General features: G+C 72.9%; 13 protein-coding genes. 6 read left to right on the top strand and 7 right to left on the bottom strand.

Going from position 1 to position 19,033, the window contains the following annotated elements:
- Position 1 precedes the first annotated feature (1 nt).
- From ACN28G_RS18330 to ACN28G_RS18305, 6 genes are all read left to right on the top strand, one after another.
- Positions 2-1,255, top strand: a complete 1,254-nt coding sequence (locus ACN28G_RS18330; RefSeq protein ID WP_421479906.1) for a hypothetical protein — start codon at positions 2-4, stop codon at positions 1,253-1,255.
- Positions 1,256-1,373: 118 nt separating this feature from the next.
- Complete coding sequence (locus ACN28G_RS18325; RefSeq protein WP_091441931.1) at positions 1,374-2,867, top strand: SCO6880 family protein; 1,494 nt, start codon at positions 1,374-1,376, stop codon at positions 2,865-2,867.
- Positions 2,864-4,585, top strand: coding sequence for an ATP/GTP-binding protein (locus ACN28G_RS18320; protein WP_229688455.1), 1,722 nt, complete (start codon positions 2,864-2,866; stop codon positions 4,583-4,585). Before ACN28G_RS18325 ends, ACN28G_RS18320 begins: the two co-directional genes overlap by 4 nt.
- 5 nt (positions 4,586-4,590) lie before the next feature.
- Positions 4,591-6,384 (top strand): type IV secretory system conjugative DNA transfer family protein, encoded by a 1,794-nt coding sequence (locus ACN28G_RS18315; protein ID WP_217628858.1) that lies wholly within the window; start codon positions 4,591-4,593, stop codon positions 6,382-6,384.
- A gap of 67 nt (positions 6,385-6,451) precedes the next feature.
- Positions 6,452-7,657 carry a hypothetical protein gene (locus tag ACN28G_RS18310; RefSeq protein ID WP_091441924.1) on the top strand — a complete coding sequence of 402 codons (1,206 nt, stop codon included), beginning with the start codon at positions 6,452-6,454 and terminating at the stop codon, positions 7,655-7,657.
- A gap of 344 nt (positions 7,658-8,001) precedes the next feature.
- Positions 8,002-9,363 (top strand): hypothetical protein, encoded by a 1,362-nt coding sequence (locus ACN28G_RS18305; RefSeq protein ID WP_091441921.1) that lies wholly within the window; start codon positions 8,002-8,004, stop codon positions 9,361-9,363.
- Between the two features lie 10 nt (positions 9,364-9,373).
- Here the strand turns inward: ACN28G_RS18305 and ACN28G_RS18300 are convergent, their stop codons facing one another.
- The 7 genes from ACN28G_RS18300 to ACN28G_RS18270 all read right to left on the bottom strand — a co-directional run bounded on the left by ACN28G_RS18300 (position 9,374) and on the right by ACN28G_RS18270 (position 18,986).
- Positions 9,374-10,366, bottom strand: coding sequence for a hypothetical protein (locus ACN28G_RS18300; RefSeq protein ID WP_421479904.1), 993 nt, complete (start codon positions 10,364-10,366; stop codon positions 9,374-9,376).
- Positions 10,363-11,739: a hypothetical protein gene (locus ACN28G_RS18295; protein ID WP_421479902.1), complete on the bottom strand. Its 1,377-nt coding sequence runs from the start codon at positions 11,737-11,739 to the stop codon at positions 10,363-10,365. Before ACN28G_RS18295 ends, ACN28G_RS18300 begins: the two co-directional genes overlap by 4 nt.
- Positions 11,736-12,161, bottom strand: coding sequence for a DUF6403 family protein (locus ACN28G_RS18290; RefSeq protein ID WP_421479900.1), 426 nt, complete (start codon positions 12,159-12,161; stop codon positions 11,736-11,738). Before ACN28G_RS18290 ends, ACN28G_RS18295 begins: the two co-directional genes overlap by 4 nt.
- 95 nt (positions 12,162-12,256) lie before the next feature.
- On the bottom strand, positions 12,257-15,508 hold the full coding sequence (locus ACN28G_RS18285; RefSeq protein ID WP_091441917.1) for an ATP-binding protein: 3,252 nt from the start codon (positions 15,506-15,508) through the stop codon (positions 12,257-12,259).
- Positions 15,505-16,158: a hypothetical protein gene (locus ACN28G_RS18280; protein WP_091441913.1), complete on the bottom strand. Its 654-nt coding sequence runs from the start codon at positions 16,156-16,158 to the stop codon at positions 15,505-15,507. Before ACN28G_RS18280 ends, ACN28G_RS18285 begins: the two co-directional genes overlap by 4 nt.
- Positions 16,145-17,176 (bottom strand): endonuclease domain-containing protein, encoded by a 1,032-nt coding sequence (locus tag ACN28G_RS18275; protein WP_229688451.1) that lies wholly within the window; start codon positions 17,174-17,176, stop codon positions 16,145-16,147. The genes ACN28G_RS18280 and ACN28G_RS18275 overlap by 14 nt, the downstream gene beginning before the upstream one ends.
- A 124-nt stretch (positions 17,177-17,300) precedes the next feature.
- A complete protein-coding gene (locus tag ACN28G_RS18270) occupies positions 17,301-18,986 on the bottom strand; it encodes an ABC transporter ATP-binding protein (protein WP_421480934.1) in 1,686 nt (561 codons plus the stop codon).
- Between the last annotated feature and the right edge of the window lie 47 nt (positions 18,987-19,033).

The raw sequence follows: 19,033 nt of genomic DNA, 5'->3' as shown, positions 1-19,033 counted from the left end.
GATGTGTTCGCAGGGTGACCCGCTCGGCGATTTCTTCAAGGGCATCATTGAAATGATCACCGATCCCGTCGGATCGTTCATCGGGATCATCGCCAAACTGATCCTGTCCGGCGCGATCGCGATCTTCGGCGCATTGATGGCGGAGATCCCCACCCTCGGCGAAGAGGGGGAGGACGTCGCTGTCATGATCAGCGACCAGGTCGAATGGGCGATAGTCTATCTGGCCATCGGCTCGATCATCTTCGCCGCCGGCAAGATGGCGGTGGAGCGCAAGGGCGAGGCGGGCAAGACGGCGCTGCAGGGCTTTCTCCGGGTGATCCTGGTCGCCGGCGCGGGCACCTGGATCGTCAACCGCGTCGCGGTGGTCGCCGAGGACTTCAGCGACCACCTGATGCGGGACTCGATCGTCCAGATCCTGGCCGACGTGCCGTGTGTGGACAACGGTGACGGCATCACCGGCTTCCTGCTGCTGGTGATCGCGTTCCTGCTGCTGATCTCGGCCATCATCCAGGTCCTGATGCTCTACATCCGGCTCGGCGTCCTGGTCATCCTGCTCGGCACGCTGCCGCTGGCCGCCGCCGCGTCGATGACCAACTGGGGTGCCTCCTGGTGGCGCAAGCACATCGCCTGGCTGATCGCCTGGCTGTTGTACAAGCCCGCGGTCGCGTTGATCATCTACTCCGGGGCGAAGCTGCTCAGTTGGCGTGGCGGGATGGACGTCAACGACGGGGTGCACCACCGTATCGCCGGCGCCGGTGTGCTGCTGTTGTCGGCGATCGCCCTGCCGGCCCTGCTCAAGCTCATCGTGCCGGCCACGGCGGCGCTGGGCGGCGGGAACCCGGCCGGCAACGCCGCCACCGCTGCCGGTGGCGCGGTCGCCACCGGGGCGAAGAAGGTCGCCACCGGGGCGCTGACCACGGCCGGCGCCACCGCCGCCCGCGGTGGAGGTGGTCCCTCCGGGTCGCGGGACGCCGGCGGATCGGCAAGCGGTGGCCGCAACGGCTCCTCCGGGGTCAACGACGGTGCAGGTTCCCAGGGCGGCTCCGGTGCCCAGGGTGGTCCCGGCCAACAGGGCGACTCCGGCCGGGTGCCGGTCGGTGCCGGTGCCGGTGGTGGTGGCGGTGCGGCCGCTGCGGCCGCCCGGGCAGCCGGGCCGGTCGGTGCGGTGGTCGGTGCGGTGGCCACCGGGGTCCAGGTCGCCCAGAGCGCGGCAAGTGGTGCCGTCGAGGGCGGCGGGACCAACCCCGACCTGTGAGGACATCCGGTCCACCCCGGACCGGACGACCACCCGAAGAGCGCGGACAGTGACGGATCGGCGACCGGCCGGCAGGAACCGGCCGGTCGCCGGTCAGACGAGAGGAAGGTGAGAGGCGATGTCGGCGGATGCCACCATCGAGCCCACGTACGGCAACTGGCGCCGGCCCCGCCGGGCCGGACTCGGACCGTTCGGCCTGGTCGGCACGGTCGGGGTCTTCGGCGGGCTGGTGGTCGTGCTGCTGGCGTCCATGGCATCACTGCAGGCCGCCCTGGTCCTCGGGGTGCCGATGATGCTGACCCTGGCCCCGCTGGCGGTCCGTACCCCGGACGGGCGCAACCTGTACCAGATGGCGGCGCTACGGATCGGCTGGTCCCAGCGCAAGTCCCGCAAGGAGCACCTGTACGTCTCCGGCCCGCTGTCGGCCCGTCCGGAGGGCCGCTTCCGGCCGCCGGGCCTGCTCAGCGGCGTGGTCGCCAGGGAGGGGCGGGACGCCTACGACCGTCCGTTCGGGGTGCTGCACCACAAGTCCCGGCACCTCTACACCATCGTGCTGCGGTGCGAGCCCGACGGCGGGTCGCTGGTGGACCCGGACCAGGTCGACACCTGGGTGGCGCTCTGGGGCGAGTGGCTGTCCCGGCTGGCCCACGAGCCGGGTCTGCGTGGGGCGTCGGTGGTGGTCGAGACCGCGCCCGACCCGGGTACCCGGCTGGCCACCGAGGTGCTGCCCCGGCTCGACGAGTTCGCGCCGCCCGCGGCCCGGGCCGTGATGGAGGAGGTGGTCGAGGACTACCCGTCGGCGTCGTCGGACATGAAGTCGTACATCACCCTGACCTACGCGCCCGTCGGCGGCCCCCGCCGCGACCCGGAGGACGTGGTCACCGACCTGGCGGTCCGGGTGCCGAGCCTGCTGACCGGCCTGATCAGCGCCGGTGGCGGGATGGCCGAGCCGCTCACCGCCGAGGAGATCGCCGAGGTGGTCCGGGTCGCCTATGACCCGGCGTGCGCCGGTGAGGTGCTCAGCGTCCGGGCCGAGCACGGTGGTACGGGGCTGGAGTGGGAGGACTCCGGCCCGGTCGCCGCGGTGGAGAGCGTCGACGCGTACCAGCACGACTCCGGGGTCTCCCGGAGCTGGCTGTTGACCCTGGCACCCCGGGGCACGGTCCGCTCCAGCGTGCTGCGGACCATGCTGGACGCCTCGGCCGGTACCCGCCGCAAGCGGGTGGCGCTGCTGTACCGGCCGATCGACCCGGCGACCTCCGCCCGGATCGTCGAGTCCGACCGGCGTACCGCGCAGTTCATGGCGACCTCCGGGAGGGGCATGATCCAGGCGCGGGCCGCCGCCGAGGTGCGCGCCGCCGAGCAGGCGGCCTCCGAGGAGGCCACCGGCGCCGGCCTGGTCGAGTTCTCGCTGATGCTGACCATCACCGTGGACCGGCGCGACCAGCTCGACGACGCCTCGGTGCTGGTCCGGAACATGACCGGGGCCACCCGGATCGCGATGCGTCCGGCCAACCGGATGCAGGCGGCGGCGTTCAGCTGCACCCTGCCGACCGGGATCCTGCCCTGGGAGCAGACCATGCTGCCGCACGAGCTTCAGGAGGCGATGTGACCAGCGGCTGGAACACCACGCCGGCGACCGGTCCCGGTGCCGGCTGGCCGGCGGGCGCCGCCGGGGCGCGTACCGCGCTTACCGGTCTGGTCGGTGACCCGGACGACGAGGCGCCGAAGCCGCCGAAGAACCCCAAGCGCCCCCGACCGACCCGGCACCTGCCCGCGTCGAACCGGGGTTGGGAGGGGCCGGGCGGCGGCAAGGTCGGCTACCTCGACGCGCCCACCATGTGGCGGGCCACCACCGTGCAGGCCTGCGGGCTGTGGCCGTTCTCCGCCGGCTCCGGCGCGCCGATGTCCGGGGTGCCGCTCGGCCAGCACCTGTTCACCGGCGCCACGGTCTGTGGCGACCCGATCTCCTGGTTCACCCGGGCCAAGTACATCTCCAACCCGTCGTTGTTCATGCTGGGCATGCCCGGTCTGGGCAAGTCGACCCTGATCAACCGGATGGCGGTGGGCCTGGCCGCCACCGGCGTGGTGCCGCTGGTCCTGGGCGACCTCAAGCCGGACTACGCCGACACCGTCCGGGCCCTCGGCGGGCAGGTGATCAAGATCGGCCGGGGGGTCGGCGGCATCAACGTGCTCGACCCCGGCGCGATGGGCCTGGCCGCCGAGCGCATCGGTGGTCAGGCCGGCCAGGCGCTGGCCGCCGAGACCCACGGTCGGGTGCTGAACATGGTGGCCGCGCTGCTGACCATCGTGCGGGGTCGGGCCCTGGACGACCACGAGCAGGCGGTGCTCTCGGCCTGCCTGCGGCACCTGCGGGAGCACACCCCGAAGGGGCGTGCCCCGCTCCTGCCCGACCTGCTGCGGGTGCTGCAGGAGGGGCCGGACCGGGTCCGGGCGGTGACCCTGGACCGGGGCCAGGAGGGCCGGTACCGCGACGCGGTGGACCCGCTGCACCGGTCGCTGCTGGGCATCCTGGACGGCGCGCTCGGCGACACCTTCGGCGCGGAGACCTCCACCCGGATCGACCCGGACGCCTCCGCCGTCTGCATCGACATCTCCCGCATCGGTGAGGCCGACACCCAGCTCACCGCCGCCGCGATGCTCGCGGCCTGGTCCGACGGCCTGGGTACGGTGGCCGCCTCGCACGCCCTGGCCGACGCCGGGCTGGCGCCCCGCCGCTGGTTCTTCACCATCCTCGACGAGCTGTGGCGTCCACTGCGGGCCGCCTCCGGCATCGTCGACCGGATCGACGCGCTGACCCGACTCAACCGGTCGCTCGGTCTGGGCGACGCCAAGATCACCCACACCCTGAAGGACGCCGAGGCGCTCGGCACCGACTCCGACCGGGCCAAGGCCCGGGGCTTCGTCGAGCGGGCCGGCATCGTGGCCTGCGCCGGGCTGCCACAGGCGGAGATGAAGGACCTGGGCCGGGTGATCGGCCTGTCCAAGCGGGAGATCGACCTGGTCTCCTCCTGGTCCTCGCCGCCGGGCTGGGCGAGCACCGGCAGCAACGAGGAGCCGCCCGGTCGGGGCCGGTTCCTGATCAAGGTAGGTGGTCGCCCCGGTATCCCGATCCGGGTCTCCATCACCGACACCGAGCGCCGCCTGCACGACACCAACCTGCGCTGGGTGCAGAACGGCTACGCCGAGCAGCAGGCCGCCGCCCGCAAGGCGGCCTTCGAGGCCGAGGCGGAGCTGGGCAACCTGACCACCCGGCCGGAGTTCGCCCAGCAGGCCGCCGTCCCGGACGCCCAGGGGTTGCTCCGATGAGTTCGATGAGTCGGCCGCGCGGGTCGGACATGTTCTTCTGGGCGATCTGCCTGGCGGCCTTCGCCAACCTGGTCATCTTCACGATCGCCTGGCTGGGCGGGACGTTCGGGGCGATGCTGCTCGGCCACGGCTGGCATCCGCCCAAGTTCAGCCTGATCTCGTACATCAGGATCGTCCGGGGCGAGAACGAGCTGCTCTGGCCCGAGACGTCGCCGGTCGGCATCTACCTCGGCATGGTGCTCTTCGCCGTGCTGCTGCTGGCACCCGCGGTGCTGCTCGGGATGAAGCTGATGGGGTTGCGCAAGCGCAACGTCGGGCTGGCCCGGGCGCGGGACCTGCAGTCGCTGGCCCCCGCCGGGATCGCCAAGCGGGCCCGGGAGCTGCGGCCCTCGCTGGCCGGGATGAAGGAGCTGCCGCCGGACGAGACCGGCAACCTGCTCGGCGACCTGGAACCGCACGGCCCGGAGCTGCGGTCGTCCTACGAGGACGTGGAGCTGGACCTGATGGCCCCCCGGGCCGGCAAGTCCACGGGTATCGCCATCCCCCGGGTGCTGCGGGCCCGGGGGGCGGTGCTGCTCACCTCCAACAAGTCCGACGTGTACGCGGTCACCCGCGCCGAACGGGACCGGATCGGCCGGGTCTGGACCTTCGACCCGCAGGGCATCGCGCACGCCCCCCGGGAGATGTGGTGGAACATGCTCGCCGACTGCGTCACCATCGAGGGCGCCCGGCGGCTGGCCGGACACTTCGTGGCCTCGGTCAACGACGACACCACCAAGAAGGACTTCTGGATCTCGGCGGCGCAGAACACCCTGACCGCGCTCTTCCTGGCCGCAGCCCGGGGCCACGCCTCGGTCTCGGACCTGCTCGGCTGGCTGGCCGACCCCGCCGACCGTACCCCGATCGACCTGCTGCGCGACGCCCAGCTGCACGCCATGGCCGAGCAGCTGCAGGGCACCGTACGCGGTGCGGTGGAGACCCGGGACGGCATCTACGAGACCGCCCGGCAGTGTGTGGCCTGCCTGCTGGACCCGGAGATCCTCGCCTGGGTCACCGAGGACCCGTACCTGCCGCAGTTCCGCCCGGACCACCACGTGCTCGGTAGGGACACCCTCTACCTGCTCTCCAAGGACGGCGGTGGCTCCGCCGCCGGGGTGATCGCCGGCCTGGCCGACGCGACGCTGCGCGCCGGGGTGGTCGCCGCCGAGCGGATGGGTGGCCGGCTGGACCCGCCGATGACGGCGGTGCTGGACGAGGCGGCGAACGTCTGCCGGATCTCGGACCTGCCCGACCTCTACTCGCACCTCGGTTCGCGGGGGATCAACGTGGTCACCCTGTTGCAGAGCTACAAGCAGGGCTCCCGGGTCTGGGGGGAGGCGGGCATGGACGCGATGTGGGGTGCCGCCACCATCAAACTGCTCGGTGCCGGCCTGGACGACGCCGACTTCGTGGAGAAGGTCTCCAAGCTGATCGGGCAGCACGACGTGAGCACGGTGAGCGTCTCGCGCAGCAAGGACGGCTCGTCCCGGTCGACGTCGTACCGGCAGGAGAACGTGCTGCCGCCGGACCGGATCCGGGCCATGCCCAAGGGCACCGCCCTGCTGCTGGCCACCGGTATCCGCCCGGCGATGATCAAACTGCGGCCGTGGTACAAGGAGCCGGACGCGGGACGAATCTCGGCGCAGGCCAAGGAGGAGGTCGCGGCGATCACCGAACGGGCCGGCGCGAAGCTCACCGCCGGCACCGCCCTGCACGCCCCGGTCCCGCCCGTCCCCGCGGACACCCCCACGCACTGGTGAGCCCTAAGGTTGACCACTTTGGGCTGCACCCGTCCAGCCGACCTGACGATTACCGAGGAGCGAACCGATGCCGTTGCAGTCCTCCCTAGCCGACACGAACCCGGCTGGCAGGACCGACCACGTCGATCCGACCACAGAGGCCGTCTGGCAGTTGGTGAACAACCTTCCGCCGGAGATGGCCCGGGAGGTCAGGAGTCTCCCGCCCGAGGACCGGGCGCGGCTCGTCGAGGCCGAATCGGTGCGGACTGGGCTCGACGAGACCCGGACTTTCTCGGCCGAGTTCGACCGCCTCGTCAAGAACCGGGCGAGCGCGTCGTCGAGACAGCGTATGCAGGCGAAGCAGGCGGAGAATGCGAGCCGTGGGCGCCTGAAGGACGAAGTCGGGGCGATGATCGGCCAGCTGGACCAAGAGCGCGCCGGCCGGCGCGACCTGACTCCTTATCTTGTCGACAACGAGGTCTCGGTTCTCCTGCGGGATGCGGTCGGGCAGGATCCGCAAGTCCAGGCGGCAATGGTGCGACTCGTGCGAGCCGAACGGGAGAACTCTCTGCACGAGGCGGTGTGTAGCGCGGCGACAGGTGAAAGAAGGTCTTTCGCAGAAGCGGACAAGGCTGCGCTGGCCGCACTGCTTCATGGCGGCAGGAACAAGGACGTCGATCAGGCCGGGCGGTCGAGGTATCGCAACCCTCACCACTACGTAGACCGGGATCCGCTCAGCCCGCAGCGGTCCGGGTCGGCGCATTACGTCCATTACTTCAATGATCACGCGAGGAAGGAGCTGAGGGCCTTCGGGAAGCGGCACCCCGATCTGGCAAGAGAGATCGACAGGCAACTCGACGTCGCGATGAAGAACGGGACTGCCACCGAGTACAAGCTGCGGTCGAACGCGCAGAACGAGCTCAACGAGGCTCAGAACAACGTCTATGAACAGGTCGCTGTGGCCATGTATCGAAACCACCCGAGAGACATCAATGCGTGGGTCGCCGACCTGGAAGCCCCGTCCTGGGCCGCGGGGGCGAGCGCCCACCAGACGGCGGGGAGGGTGACGCCGCCGCCGGGCGACCAGTGGGGTGACGTCTACGGGATGGCCGCGCAGGTGGCAGGGTCGTCGCACTCCCCGCGGGATCGGTACACGGGTTCCCAGACGCCCTACCAGGGGAGCAGATCCCCGTCGCCGGCGTTCTCGGACTCCAGCAAGGTGCAGTACGGCCAGTACCAGATGCCCTACCAGGGCGGCCGGTCCCCGTCGCCGGGGCCGTCGTTCGGGCGCTGAGCCCGCCGGTCGGCCACCGACCCGTCATCGTCGTCTCCTCGACGGTGGCGGGTCGCTTCGTCTCCTGCGCCGTCCCATTTAATGAACTGTTTTCAAATTCTCCTGAACCTGAGGTGTACGCCCAGCGTAGAAGGGGTGTCACGGGCCAGCCGTGACACCATCGCCGGGTTGTCAGCGCCGCCGATCCGGCCCGGTCGCACCGTCGGCTGAGAGCAGGAGGACGGCAGATGCAGCCCAATGGATCCTCATCCCCCGATCGCCGCGACGACCAACCCCGAACAGGCCGGGACGATCCGGGCAGTTCGGGGGCGCGGACCCCGGAGAGTCCCCGGTCGGAGTTCAGCGTGCCGGGGCCGCTGGAGCAGCCCTATCCGGCGGCCGGGACACCTACCGCCTCGGTCGCGGCGATGACCGGGCCGACTCCCAGCATCGCGGGCACCCCCCGGCCGAGCAGCAGCGGGCGGCAGGACTCCGACGAGCGGCCCTTCTCGCAGGCGCGGCAGCAGGAGGAGGGCCGCGTCGTGCTGGCCGGGGAGGAGCAGGAGCAGTTACGCACCATCCGTGAGCAGGTGTGGAACGTGCTCACCGACCCCACGGTCATCAACTACACCGGTTACTCGGTGGGGCTTGGCTTCGACGCCAAGGGACGTGAGGGGCCGGACCGCCAGTTCCTCATGGCCGGTTCGGCGGTACTCATCGGAGTCGACGGATTCGTGCACGTCGGGCAGGAACTCGGCAATCAGGTGCGGAACCTGCGCGCGGACAACCCCGTCGAGTACGAGAAACTCGGCCGCAGCGTCGTCGACTCGTCGCGGTTCTTCCTGCAGATCGCCGGACCGGTGCAGACGATCCGGTCGATCAACCCGGACAACCCCAACCCCGCAGTCGTCGAGTTGGACCGGGCCAGCGCGGTGCAGGCCGGTTATTGGGGCTACGCCGCCACTGCGGCGTCCCTCACCTCGTTCACCCTGGCCGTGCGGGACCGGATGGCCCCGGCGCGTGCCGACACGACCTTCCTGCAGCGGGCCGGCCAGGCCTTCGGGCAGGCGTTGAAGGACCCCGAGGCCCGGAGCAAGTTCGTGGACGCCATCGCGCTGGCCATCGACGCCGAGGCGCGACGCCAACAGAATCCCCCGCTGATCGTCCTCGGTGCCGCCGTCCAGCTCGGGCACTACGCGATCGCGGCGGCGCAGGCCGAGTACCAGCGGCGGGGGGAGGGGCCGGAGAGCACCCTGCAGCGGGTGGGCACCGTGGCGGCGAAGGGGACGATGTTCGGCGCCTTCGTCGGCACGACCGCCAGGACCTGGCTCTCGGTCGACCAGAACAATCTCAATCCGCTGACCACCGTGGCCAACCGGGCCAATCTCCGCAAGGCCTGGATGTTCTCCGCCACGGCCGCGGCAGCGGCGGTGGTCACCACGGTGGACGCCGCCGTACGGGCCTGGCGGCGCCCGGCGCCCGACCCGCGACAGACGAACGCCCCGAACTCCTCGGACACCGAGCTGCGCCAACTACCGGCACCACCCGCGCCCACCACCCGCCAGCCGGACCCGCCCGCCGCCGGCCAGGCGGTGGTCGCGGCCGAACTCCGGCTGTCCGGGTCGCCCCGCGGTCCGGTGGAGCAGGGCCGCACCGGCTCCGCCACGCCGGTGCCGGTGGTCCGATCGACCCCCAGCCCCCCGCCGGGGCGCGGCACGCCCCGGTAGCTCCCGATACTCAGTCGGCGGTCGGGCGGCGAGCAGTAGCGGGGCCGGTGAACCGGTCGGCCAACTCGGCGGCCCGCCGGCTGAGCCCGTCGACCCGCTCCCGGAGCCGGACCACCGTCGCCGCGTCGCCGGCCGTCGGGGCCAGGTCGTCCAGGAGCGCGACGTACTCGGTGGTGAGGGTGCGGTAGCGGTCGAGGAACTGGTGGTCCCGGCCGGAGCGCGGGCTCCGGCCGATCCGGGCGTACGTCTGGTCCAGGTCGATGAGCTGCTGGGCCAGGCCGGCGGTCGCGGCGCTGAGCGCGCTGCGGTCGTCGGTGCGCTCGTCGCGTCGGGCCCGGCGCACGGCGGCGAGCCGACCCGCGCGCCGGCCACCGAGGTAGAGGGTGGTCGCCCCGGCGACCACCCCGAGCACCGCGGCCCCGGCGAGCAGGAAACGCGGCAAGGAGGGGCTGATGGTACGTGCCCCGTCCGGCACGATCCCCGCCTTGACCAGCCGGTCGTAGTTGACCACGATCACCTTCAACGCCTCCAGCGGACGATCGACGAACCCGTCGGTGCCCCGGCCGATCGTGGTCTCGGCGACCATCGCCCGGCCGAAGTCCTTTGTCTCGTCGCCGCTGGAGAAGCGGGCGCAGCCGTAGGTGTCCCAGTCGTCGCCGTCGGGGCTCATCGCCAGCACCAGCGTGCTCTTCGTGGCCAGCCGGACCTCCTTGCAGGCCGCGGCGAGATCGGTGCCGGGTGCGGTCATCAGCACCACCAGGCGGCGGTTGCCGATGATCCGCTCGGCGGCGGTCCGGTCCAGCTCCACGCCGGGGGCGGCGTACACCGAGGAGTTGCGGACCTGACGGGCCATCGGGGTGTCCAGGATCCCGCCGGACCAGAGCGCCCAGCCGGCCAGCGCCAGACAGGCCAGCACGGCCAGCCCGAACGGGGTACCGGCCAGGTCGGCGAGGAAGCGGCGGACGCGGGACCGGGCGGGTGGTGTCGGCGTGGTGGTGGTCACGAGAGCCTGCCCTGTAGGTAGCGGTCCGGGCGGTAGGCAGCGATGTCCAGGGTGCGGGCGGCGTCGTCCAGCTCCCCGGTGGCCTCGGCGAGCAGCCGCCTGACGTGCCGGTCCGGCAGGCCCTCGTCGAGGGCGTGCCGGGCGGCCTGGAGCTTGACCACGCCCCGGGTCAGCGCCGGGTTGCTACGCGCGTCGGTGAGCAGGGACATCTCCACCACCAGGGCGGTGAGCCCGGCCAGTCGGGCCGGCACCCCGCCGCGTTGCGGGTCGCCGGCCCGGGCCAGCAGGCCACCACCGGAGCGGCGCAGCGACCGGACCGACAGCACCAGGAACGCCGCCACACACCCGGCGAAGAGCCACGGTAGCGCCGGCAGCGCCACCCGCAGCGGGTCGATCGGCCGGTACGGCAACGGCCGCTCGAACAGCCCGGCGTAGCGGATGTCGGTGACCATGCCCAGGTACGCGCCGAGCACGTTGCGCTGCGGGTAGTCGTAGCGGCTGAGCCGGCTGCCGAACTGGGCGTAGAAGGTGGTCCCGGCCAGCTCGGCGAACTCCTGCTCGGCCGGGCCGTGGTACTCGATCCAGTTGCCGTACAGCACCACGATCGGCTCACCCGGCAGCAGCCGGGTCAGCGCCGGCCCGTACGCGGGGACCGGCTCACCGAACGGCTGGGCGGGCAGGGCGACGTACCGGGCACCGTCGGGAAAGGCGTTCCGGTCGGCCTGCTCCGGGATCCGGTCGAGGGTGGCCCCGTCGACCACGTGCAGCCGGTCGGCCCGCAGGTCGGCCACGGCGGCGTCCAGCTCCGCGCCGGTCGGCTCGCGCCAGCGCAGCTCGTCGCGGTCGGCCGGGCGGGGTGCCTTGTTCAGCGTGGTGATCAGGGTGACCAACAGGTCGGTCACGTCGTTGGTGGCCAGCTGCGCCCGCCAACCGGCGATCCGGTCCGCGGTGACCTCGTACGGCCCGCCGCTGACCTGGGTGCCGACGATCCGGATGGTGGCGTTGTCCACCTCGCGTAGCTGTTTGCGCTGGTCGGCGTCGAGACCGGGCGGGGTGACCAGGATCCGGGTGTCGCTGTCGCCGATCGCCGCCCGGACCCGCTCGGTGTTCCACCGCGCGACCGAGCCGGGTAGCCGGACCACCGGGTCGGCGGCGACCAGCTCGGTGAGCCGGTCCACCGACGGCAGGGTCACGTCGTTCAGCTCGCCGGCGGAGCCTTCGTCCACCCCACCCGAGGCCGACGGTGACTGACCGTAGCTGACCTCGATGCTCTGCCGCTGGGCCAGCAGGAACACCACCAGCACGACCACGGCGAGGCCGAGCAACGGCCAGCGCAGCAGGTCGATCCGGCGGGCCACGCCACGCCCGCTCACGCCGCCCCCTCCCGACCCCGGTGCGCCGTGTCGGCCTGTTCGGCGCGACCGGCCTGTTGGGCGCGACCGGCCTGCCCGGCGCGGCCCACCTGCCCGGCGCGGCCCACCCGGTCGGCGCGGTGTGCGGCCTGCCAGAGCTGGTCGGCCCGGTGGGCGTACCCGGTCGCGGTGCGGGCCGCGTCCGGCCCGCCACCGGCGGCGGCCAGGTGCTCGGCGCGGGTGAGCAACCGCTGCGCCTCCGGCACCTCAGTCGGGGCCGCATCCCGGCTGACGGTGGCGCTGTCGATCGCGGCGCGCGCCGTCGACCAGGCCACCCCCCGAGCCTGCGCCCCGGCCCGCCGTCGGGGCAGCAGGGCGGTCACGAACCCGGCAACGAGCAGGAGTACGCCGCCGAGCAGCCAGAGCAGGAGGGGTTGTGCCATGCGATCCCGCCGTCCGATGAAAGATCCTCGCGTCGGGTACCTGTCTAGCGCAGGGCCGCCAGTCCCGCTCGGCGGGGGCGGGACCGGCTGGACGGTCAGCTCCGCCGGGCGCGCTCCAGGACCTCCTCCACGGTCAGCGGGCTGGCCGGGTGGTGGCTCAACGACAGTGGTGTCCGGATCTTCACCGGTGGGGCACCCTCGGCGGCGAGATAGAACTCCCCGGTGGTCAGCCGGGAGATGTCGGGCACGTCACCCCCCTTGGCCTTGGCCATCTCCCGGGCCGCCTCCACCTGGATCGGGCTGTTCAACCGCCCGTACAGCTGGGTCGCCGCGTTGCCCGGGATCCGGTTGTGCAGCCCCTTGGGCGCCTGGGTGGCGAAGACCAGCCCGAGTCCGTACTTCCGGGCCTGGGCGGCCAGCGCCAGCGTGCTGTGGGTGCAGGCGGTCATCGCCCCTGACGGCGCGAAGGTCTGCGCCTCGTCCATCACCAGCAGCCCGAGCAGCGGCCGGTCGTTGGCCGGGTGCCGCCGGATCCAGGCGAAGAGCGCCATCTGGAGTTGGTTGACGAAGCTCTGCCGGGCCTCGTCGGACTGCAGTCCGACCAGGTTGACCACCGAGATCCGGGCCGAGCGGCCCGGCGGGGGAGTGAGCAGCAAGCCGGGGTCCACCGGCGTGCCCTCGCCCCCGAACATCGGGTCGTTGACCATCGCGGCGGCCAGCGACTGGGCCAGCCCGGCACCGATCCGGTCGGCACCGTCGATGTCCACCAGCCCGTCCGGCAGGTCGGCGAGCGTGTCGATCAGCCCCTGCACCCGGCTGCCGCCGCGCCGGCCGTAGTGCTCGACGGCCTTACGCAACACCGCCAGCCCGAGATGGGCCTTGCTGGTCCGCCCGGTGACCTGGGCCCGGGGCGCCAGCGCGGCGACGGCGGCCTCCACCGCCTCGGTGAACTCGTCGGGGTCGTCGAGCACGCTGCGGAAGTCCGGCAGCGGCTGGAAGCTCAGCGGGCGACCCGAGGCCCGGCGGGGGGTCCAGACGACCACGTCGGTGGCGGCCAGGTAGTCGGCTGCCTTGCCCGCGTCACCGGGCCCCCAGTCCGAGGGCGACTGCGGCCAGGCGTCACCGAGGCGGGCAAGGTCGTTGTTGGGGTCCAGGACGATCGCGGAGACCCCGCGCAGCGCGCACTCCTCCAACATCCGGCGGATCAGCACGGTCTTGCCCGAGCCGGAGCCGGCGAAGATGGTGGTGTGCTTGCGCAGTGCCTCCAGCGGCAACCGCACCGGCGTACCGTCACCGTGGTCGTGCCCGACGACGAACGCCGGACCGGCGTCCCGAGGCCCGACATCAGTGGGGGTCGAAGGGGTCGACGCCGCCAGGTCGGGTCGGGCCCAGACGTCGAGGCGTGGCCCGGTGGTGTCGCGTGGCCGGGTGGTGTCGCGTGGCCGGGTGGTGTCGCGTGGCCGGGTGGCGGCACCGGTCTCCTCCCCGGCGGCAGCCTGGTCAGGTAGCCAGTCGGTGACCGTAGTCAGGGACTGCTGCAGCACGCGCAGCTCCCGGGTCGGCCGGCGGGTGGTCAGCCACCCCCGGATGTCGATCGGGGCCTCCGCCAGCATGACCTGGAGTGCGGCGAGGATCCGCAGGTCCTCGTGGTCCAGCGGCAGGGTCGTCCCGCCGGCCTGGTGGAAGGCGTCGATCGCCTGCTTCGTCTTGGCCCCGGCGGACCAGGCACCGTTGCGCAGCAGGAAGAGCCGGCGCTTGGGTACCCGCCGGTCGAGCCCGGTCGCCGTGCCGGCCTTACGCACCCGGGCCAGCGCCGCGACGGCGTGGTGGTCGTCGCTGACCGCCCGGAAGCACCAGTGGACCTGGTCCTCGGTGGCCTCGTCGAGGGTGAGCCGCAGCCGGGCGTGCAGCGGCGGGTCGGTGCTGGGCGGCGGGTCCACGGTGAACGACCCACCGGTCTCGCCACGCTCCAGCACCCAGGCGGTCAGACCGGCGGCGAGCAGGGCGGGCACGGTGCTGTCCTCGGTCTCGCGGGCCAGCGGGGCGACGACGTCGGCGGCCTTCCTGAGCTGTGCGAACCGGTCGTCGAAACGGGCCAGGTCGGCCGGTACGCCGGCGTCGGTCCCGGAGCCGCGAGGCTGCGGTTCGGACACCTCACCCAGCGATGTCAGCTCCCGCACCTCGTCCCCGTCGAGACAGGCCCGGATGTGCCGGTCGATGGCCATCAGCAACTGCCGTGGGGTCCTCGCTCCGGCCTGCTCGAAGGCACGCGGGTGCACCGGCCACGACGGATACGGCGGGGTGAACCCGATCCTGCCGAACTGCACCGCGAAACGCTTCTCGACGATCGCCCGGCCCAGGTCGTCGTCCTGGATCGGTTGCAGGAAGGGCGCCTGCCGGAACCGGTCGGCGACCGTGTCCACGGTGCGGTTCCGGATGATCAGCCAGGAGGCGGGCAGGCAGGCGACGACGGTGAGCGTACGGCGGGTCAGCTGCCGCAACGCCATCAACCCGTCGGCGATCCGGGCGTGCACCAGGGCCTGCTCCAGGTCGTCCTGCGGTGTCCCGGGACCCCTCGTCCCGCCGGCGAGCACGGACTGGGCGATCAGGGTGTCGATCTGGTCGACGGCGATCACCGAGGGCCCGGTGAGGGCGAGCAGCCAGGAGAGGTCCTGGACGATCTGCTGGGCGGCGCGGGGTGCCCGGCGCATCCCCCAGGCGGCCCGTTCCCCGGCGGTCTCCTCCGCACCGGAGACGAAGTAGTTCTCCGCGATGTCCCGGTGGGCCACCTCCTCCGAGGCGCTCAACGCCAGCGCCCGCGCCGTCTCCTGGCAGGTGCGCGCCACGTGCCGGTCGAAGGTGCCGAGCCCTTCGACGAAGGCGTCCAGGGCGGCCCGGGTCAGCTCGGTCTCGCCCATGAAGGCCCGCCGGGCGGTGCGCGGCGCCCCGACCAGGGCGGCGAGCCGGCGCAGCAGCAGCCGCAACTGGGTCTCGCCGCCGGGCACCGGCCGGGACAGTCCGTCGAGCATCGAGGTGAGCACGCTGTCCCAGAACCGATCCGCGTCGAGCAGGCCGACCAGGAAGAAGTAACCGTCCTCCTGCTGCACCTGCTGGCGGATCCAGCCCAGCAGGTGGGTCTTGCCCGAGCCGCGCTGGCCCTGGAGCACCAACCCGATCGGGCTGGCCGCGGCGCTGGTCCGGGCGTCGGCCACCCCGCGCAGCACGTCCTGCAGCACCGGGTCGTGCAGCCCTTCGACGTGGTAGGGGGAGGGGCGCCAGACGTCGTCGGGCACCGGCGCCCAGTCGAACCGCAGCGCCGCCAGCGCCGCCCGTTCCTCCGCTGTCATGACGAGCCGATCGCCAGCAGGTGCTTGTCCTGGCCACCGACGTGCAGTGCGGCCGCGCTCTGGTCGGCGGTGAGCATCTTCTGGTTGGACTCGGGCACGACGATCACGTTCGGTTCCCGGGCCAGCGCCCGCAGGGCCTCGTCCAGTTCGGCCCGTTCGACGTCGGCGAAGAAGGGCCGCAGCGTGGCCAGGCCGACCAGGTCCCCGGGCTCGCCGGCCAGCGCCGCGTACGCCTGCCGTAGCCGGGTCCGCAGCACCCGCTGCCGGTCGTGCCCGCCGGGGGCCGCCCGCAGGTCACTGCGGGTGAACAGCTCGCCGAGGGTACGCGAGTCGGCCCGGGGCATGATCCGGTCCCGCAGGACGGTGTGCAGCGCGACCAGTGCCCCGCCGAGGGCGCGGGCCCGCGGGCTGGTGAAGTCGAGATCACGTTCCACCCGCACCCAGCCCTCGTCGGCGAGCTGGTGCAGCCAGGTACGGCGGGCGCCCTGACGGCTGTCGACGTACCCGAGCCGGTTGAGCTTGTCCCGGGTCGGCCTGCTGACATCGATGCCGTACCGCTGCCTGAGCTCCGGGTTGGACAGTTCCCGTGCCTCCGCCATCAACACGATCAGGATCGCGCTCTCGCTCGGGGTGAGGTCATCGCCGGGCATGGGATCTTCCTTCCGATATGTCACGTCGTCGGGCCCGGACGAGGGTGCCGATCTGGTGCACCACCGAGCCGACGTCGTGGCTGATCCGTGCGTTGGTGAAGCGCAGGACGGCGTACCCGTCCAGCTGCAACTGGACGTCGCGTTGCCGGTCGGCCTCGAACCGGGCCGGATGGCAGTGCTCCGGCCCGTCCACCTCGACCACGCACCGCTCGGCCGGCCAGAGCAGATCGAGGCGGACCGGGGCGGTGAGCGCGTGCGACTGGTACGACTGGTTCCACACCCGCCCCGCCGACCAGTCCTGCGCGGCGAGCGCGGCCTCCAGCGCCGCCTCGGCGGCGCTGGCCGGATGCGGTCGGCCGACCACCTCCGGAGGGCGCGGCGCGGGTGCGGCAGGCCGCAGGGTCAGCGGTACGCGCGGCACCCGGTCCACCGCGCGCAGCGGCGGGCCCACCAGCCAGACCCCCGACCGACCGTGGTGGGCCAGCCACTCGGCCCCGGCGGCGAAGGCCCGTTCCTGGTCGGCGGTGAGCCCCGGGGGCACCTCGACCAGCAGGACCAGCCGGGAGCGGCCGAAGCCCTCGGCGACGACCCGGGACAGCCCGAGGCACCGGACCTCCAGCGGGAAGGCACCCGCCGGCGACCGGCCGACGAGTGCGCCGGTGGCGAGCTGGGCCAGGAAGGGGGCGAAGTGCGGTGAGCCGTGGGCCCGTTCGACAGCGGCGGCGCGGACCGCCGCTGTCGAGAACGGGTCGGTCCGGGTCAGCTCGGCGGCCTCCGGGAGCCAGCCGGGCAGCAGCGCGCCAGCGATCCGCTCCAACTCCGTCAGGACCGCCCGGACGAACCCCGCCGGGGTGTCCCGGCCGGCCGAGGGGGTGAGCACGACGGCAGCCAGGTCGGGCAGCTCCCGGTTGACCACGGCGGCGACGGTCTCGGTGGACGCGCCCCCCACCTGCACCACCCGGTCGACGGGGAGGCCGGCCAGCCCATCGGCGCGGGCGGCGGAGTTCAGCGTTCTCAACCTCCCCGGATCCGGTCTCGAACGAACCCGTACACCCTACGAACCGGTAGGTGCCGGCACCACCCGGGAACGGGGACAGTCGTGCTTCGGACAGCCGCCGGCCCCGCCCGTCCCGCCCGCCGGGTCAGGAGCCGTGCCAGGAGTGCCAGAGCGCGGCGTACGCGCCACCGGCGGCGACCAGCTCGTCGTGTGCGCCGATCTCGGTGATCCGGCCGTCGCTGAGCACCGCGACCCGGTCGGCGTCGTGTGCGGTGTTGAGCCGGTGCGCGATGGCGATGACGGCCCGGCCGGCCAGCACCGCCGCGAGGGCCCGTTCGGTACGCCGGGCGGTGCTCGGGTCCAGCGCGGCGGTCGCCTCGTCCAGGATCAGGATGTCCGGGTCGGCCAGGACGATGCGGGCCAGCGCCAGCTGCTGGGCGTCGGCGGCGGCGAGGGTCCGCACCCCGTCGCCCAGCGGTGTGTCGAGGCCGTCGGGCAGGTCGGCGTACCAGTCGGCACCGACCGCGACCAGCGCGGCGCGCAACTGGTCGTCGGTGGCGTCCGGTGCGGCGAACACCAGGTTGTCGCGGAGCGAGCCGAGGAAGACGTGGTGTTCCTGGGTGACCAGGGCGATCCGGCGTCGTCGCTGCGCCGGGTCCAGGTCGGTGACCTCGACGCCGCCCAGGCGCACCACACCCTGCTGCGGGGCGTCGATGCCGGCGAGCAGCCGGGCCAGGGTGGACTTACCGGCTCCGGACGGGCCGACGACGGCCAACCGTTCACCGGGGCCGACGGTCAGGTCGACGCCGTGCAGCACCTCGTGGCCGTCGCCGTAGTGGAACCGCACGTCGCGCAGGACCAACCGCCGGTCGTCCGGGGTGGCCCCGCCGCCGCGTGGCTCCGGCGGCACCTGTCCGACGCCGAGTACCCGGGCGAACGAGGCGAGGCCACGCTGGGCCTGCTCCATCCACTGCAACAGCCGGTCCAGCGGTTCGATCGCCCGTTGCAGGTAGAGCGCGGCGGCGACCACCTCGCCGAGGGTGACCGTCTGCCGGGCCAGGAACCAGCCACCGGCCAGCAGCACCACGGTGATCGGCACCGCGTAGCTGCTCTCCACCACCGGGAAGAAGACCGACCGCAGGGCCAGGGTGGCCCGGCGGGCCTGCCACACCCCGGCGACGCGGGTGCTGCCGGAGCGGATCCGCTCGTCGGTCAGCCGCAGCGCCTCCACGGTCCGCGCGCCCTCGGCGGTCGTGGTCAGCGCCTCGGTCAGCTCCGCGCTCGCCGCGCCCTCGGCCAGGTACGCCGGGCTGGCCCGGCGCAGGTACCAGCGGGTCACCAGGTAGACCGGGGGCAGCCCGGTCAACGCGGCCAGCCCGAGCAGCGGGTCCAGCAGGAACACCGCCGTGAAGAGCAGCACCAGCTGGGTGCTGCAGATGACGACGACCGGCACCACCTCGCGCAGCATCGTGCCGACCGTGGAGACGTCGACCGAGCTGCGGGTGGCCAGGTCACCGGTGCCGGCACGCTCCACCACGGAGACCGGCAGGGCGAGCATCCGGGAGACGAAGTCCTCGCGCAGCCGGGCGACCGCCCGCTCACCGAACCGGTGCCCGGCGTACTCGGCGTACCTGGTGAACAGCCCCTGGGCCAGTACGCACCCGGCGATGGCCAGCGCCAGCCGGTCCACGACGCCGACCGCACCGCTGCCGCCGCCGGTGACCGCGTCGACGATCAGGCCGAGCAGCCACGGCGTGGCCAGCCCGGCCAGCGCACTGGCGGCGTGCAGCGCCAGGACCCCGGCGACCGCCCACCGGTCACCGGCGAGCATGGCGAGGGTGGCCCGCCGGACCACCACCCGGTCGGCGACCGGAAGCT

This window comes from Micromonospora sp. WMMA1923, from assembly GCF_049179195.1.
In the GTDB taxonomy this organism is placed as follows: Bacteria; Actinomycetota; Actinomycetes; order Mycobacteriales; family Micromonosporaceae; genus Micromonospora; species Micromonospora yangpuensis.
The sequence above is the reverse complement of the archived record's forward strand: the minus strand, read 5'-3'. Positions and strand labels throughout refer to the sequence as shown.

What these genes read in the sequence shown, in the direction of transcription:
- ACN28G_RS18330 (WP_421479906.1), top strand. Translation starts at nt 2, where the DNA reads ATGTGTTCGCAGGGTGACCCGCTCGGCGATTTCTTCAAGGGCATCATT.
- ACN28G_RS18325 (WP_091441931.1), top strand. Translation starts at nt 1,374, where the DNA reads ATGTCGGCGGATGCCACCATCGAGCCCACGTACGGCAACTGGCGCCGG.
- ACN28G_RS18315 (WP_217628858.1), top strand. Translation starts at nt 4,591, where the DNA reads ATGAGTCGGCCGCGCGGGTCGGACATGTTCTTCTGGGCGATCTGCCTG.
- ACN28G_RS18310 (WP_091441924.1), top strand. Translation starts at nt 6,452, where the DNA reads ATGCCGTTGCAGTCCTCCCTAGCCGACACGAACCCGGCTGGCAGGACC.
- ACN28G_RS18290 (WP_421479900.1), bottom strand. Translation starts at nt 12,161, where the DNA reads ATGGCACAACCCCTCCTGCTCTGGCTGCTCGGCGGCGTACTCCTGCTC.
- ACN28G_RS18285 (WP_091441917.1), bottom strand. Translation starts at nt 15,508, where the DNA reads ATGACAGCGGAGGAACGGGCGGCGCTGGCGGCGCTGCGGTTCGACTGG.
- ACN28G_RS18280 (WP_091441913.1), bottom strand. Translation starts at nt 16,158, where the DNA reads ATGCCCGGCGATGACCTCACCCCGAGCGAGAGCGCGATCCTGATCGTG.
- ACN28G_RS18270 (WP_421480934.1), bottom strand. Translation starts at nt 18,986, where the DNA reads ATGCTCGCCGGTGACCGGTGGGCGGTCGCCGGGGTCCTGGCGCTGCAC.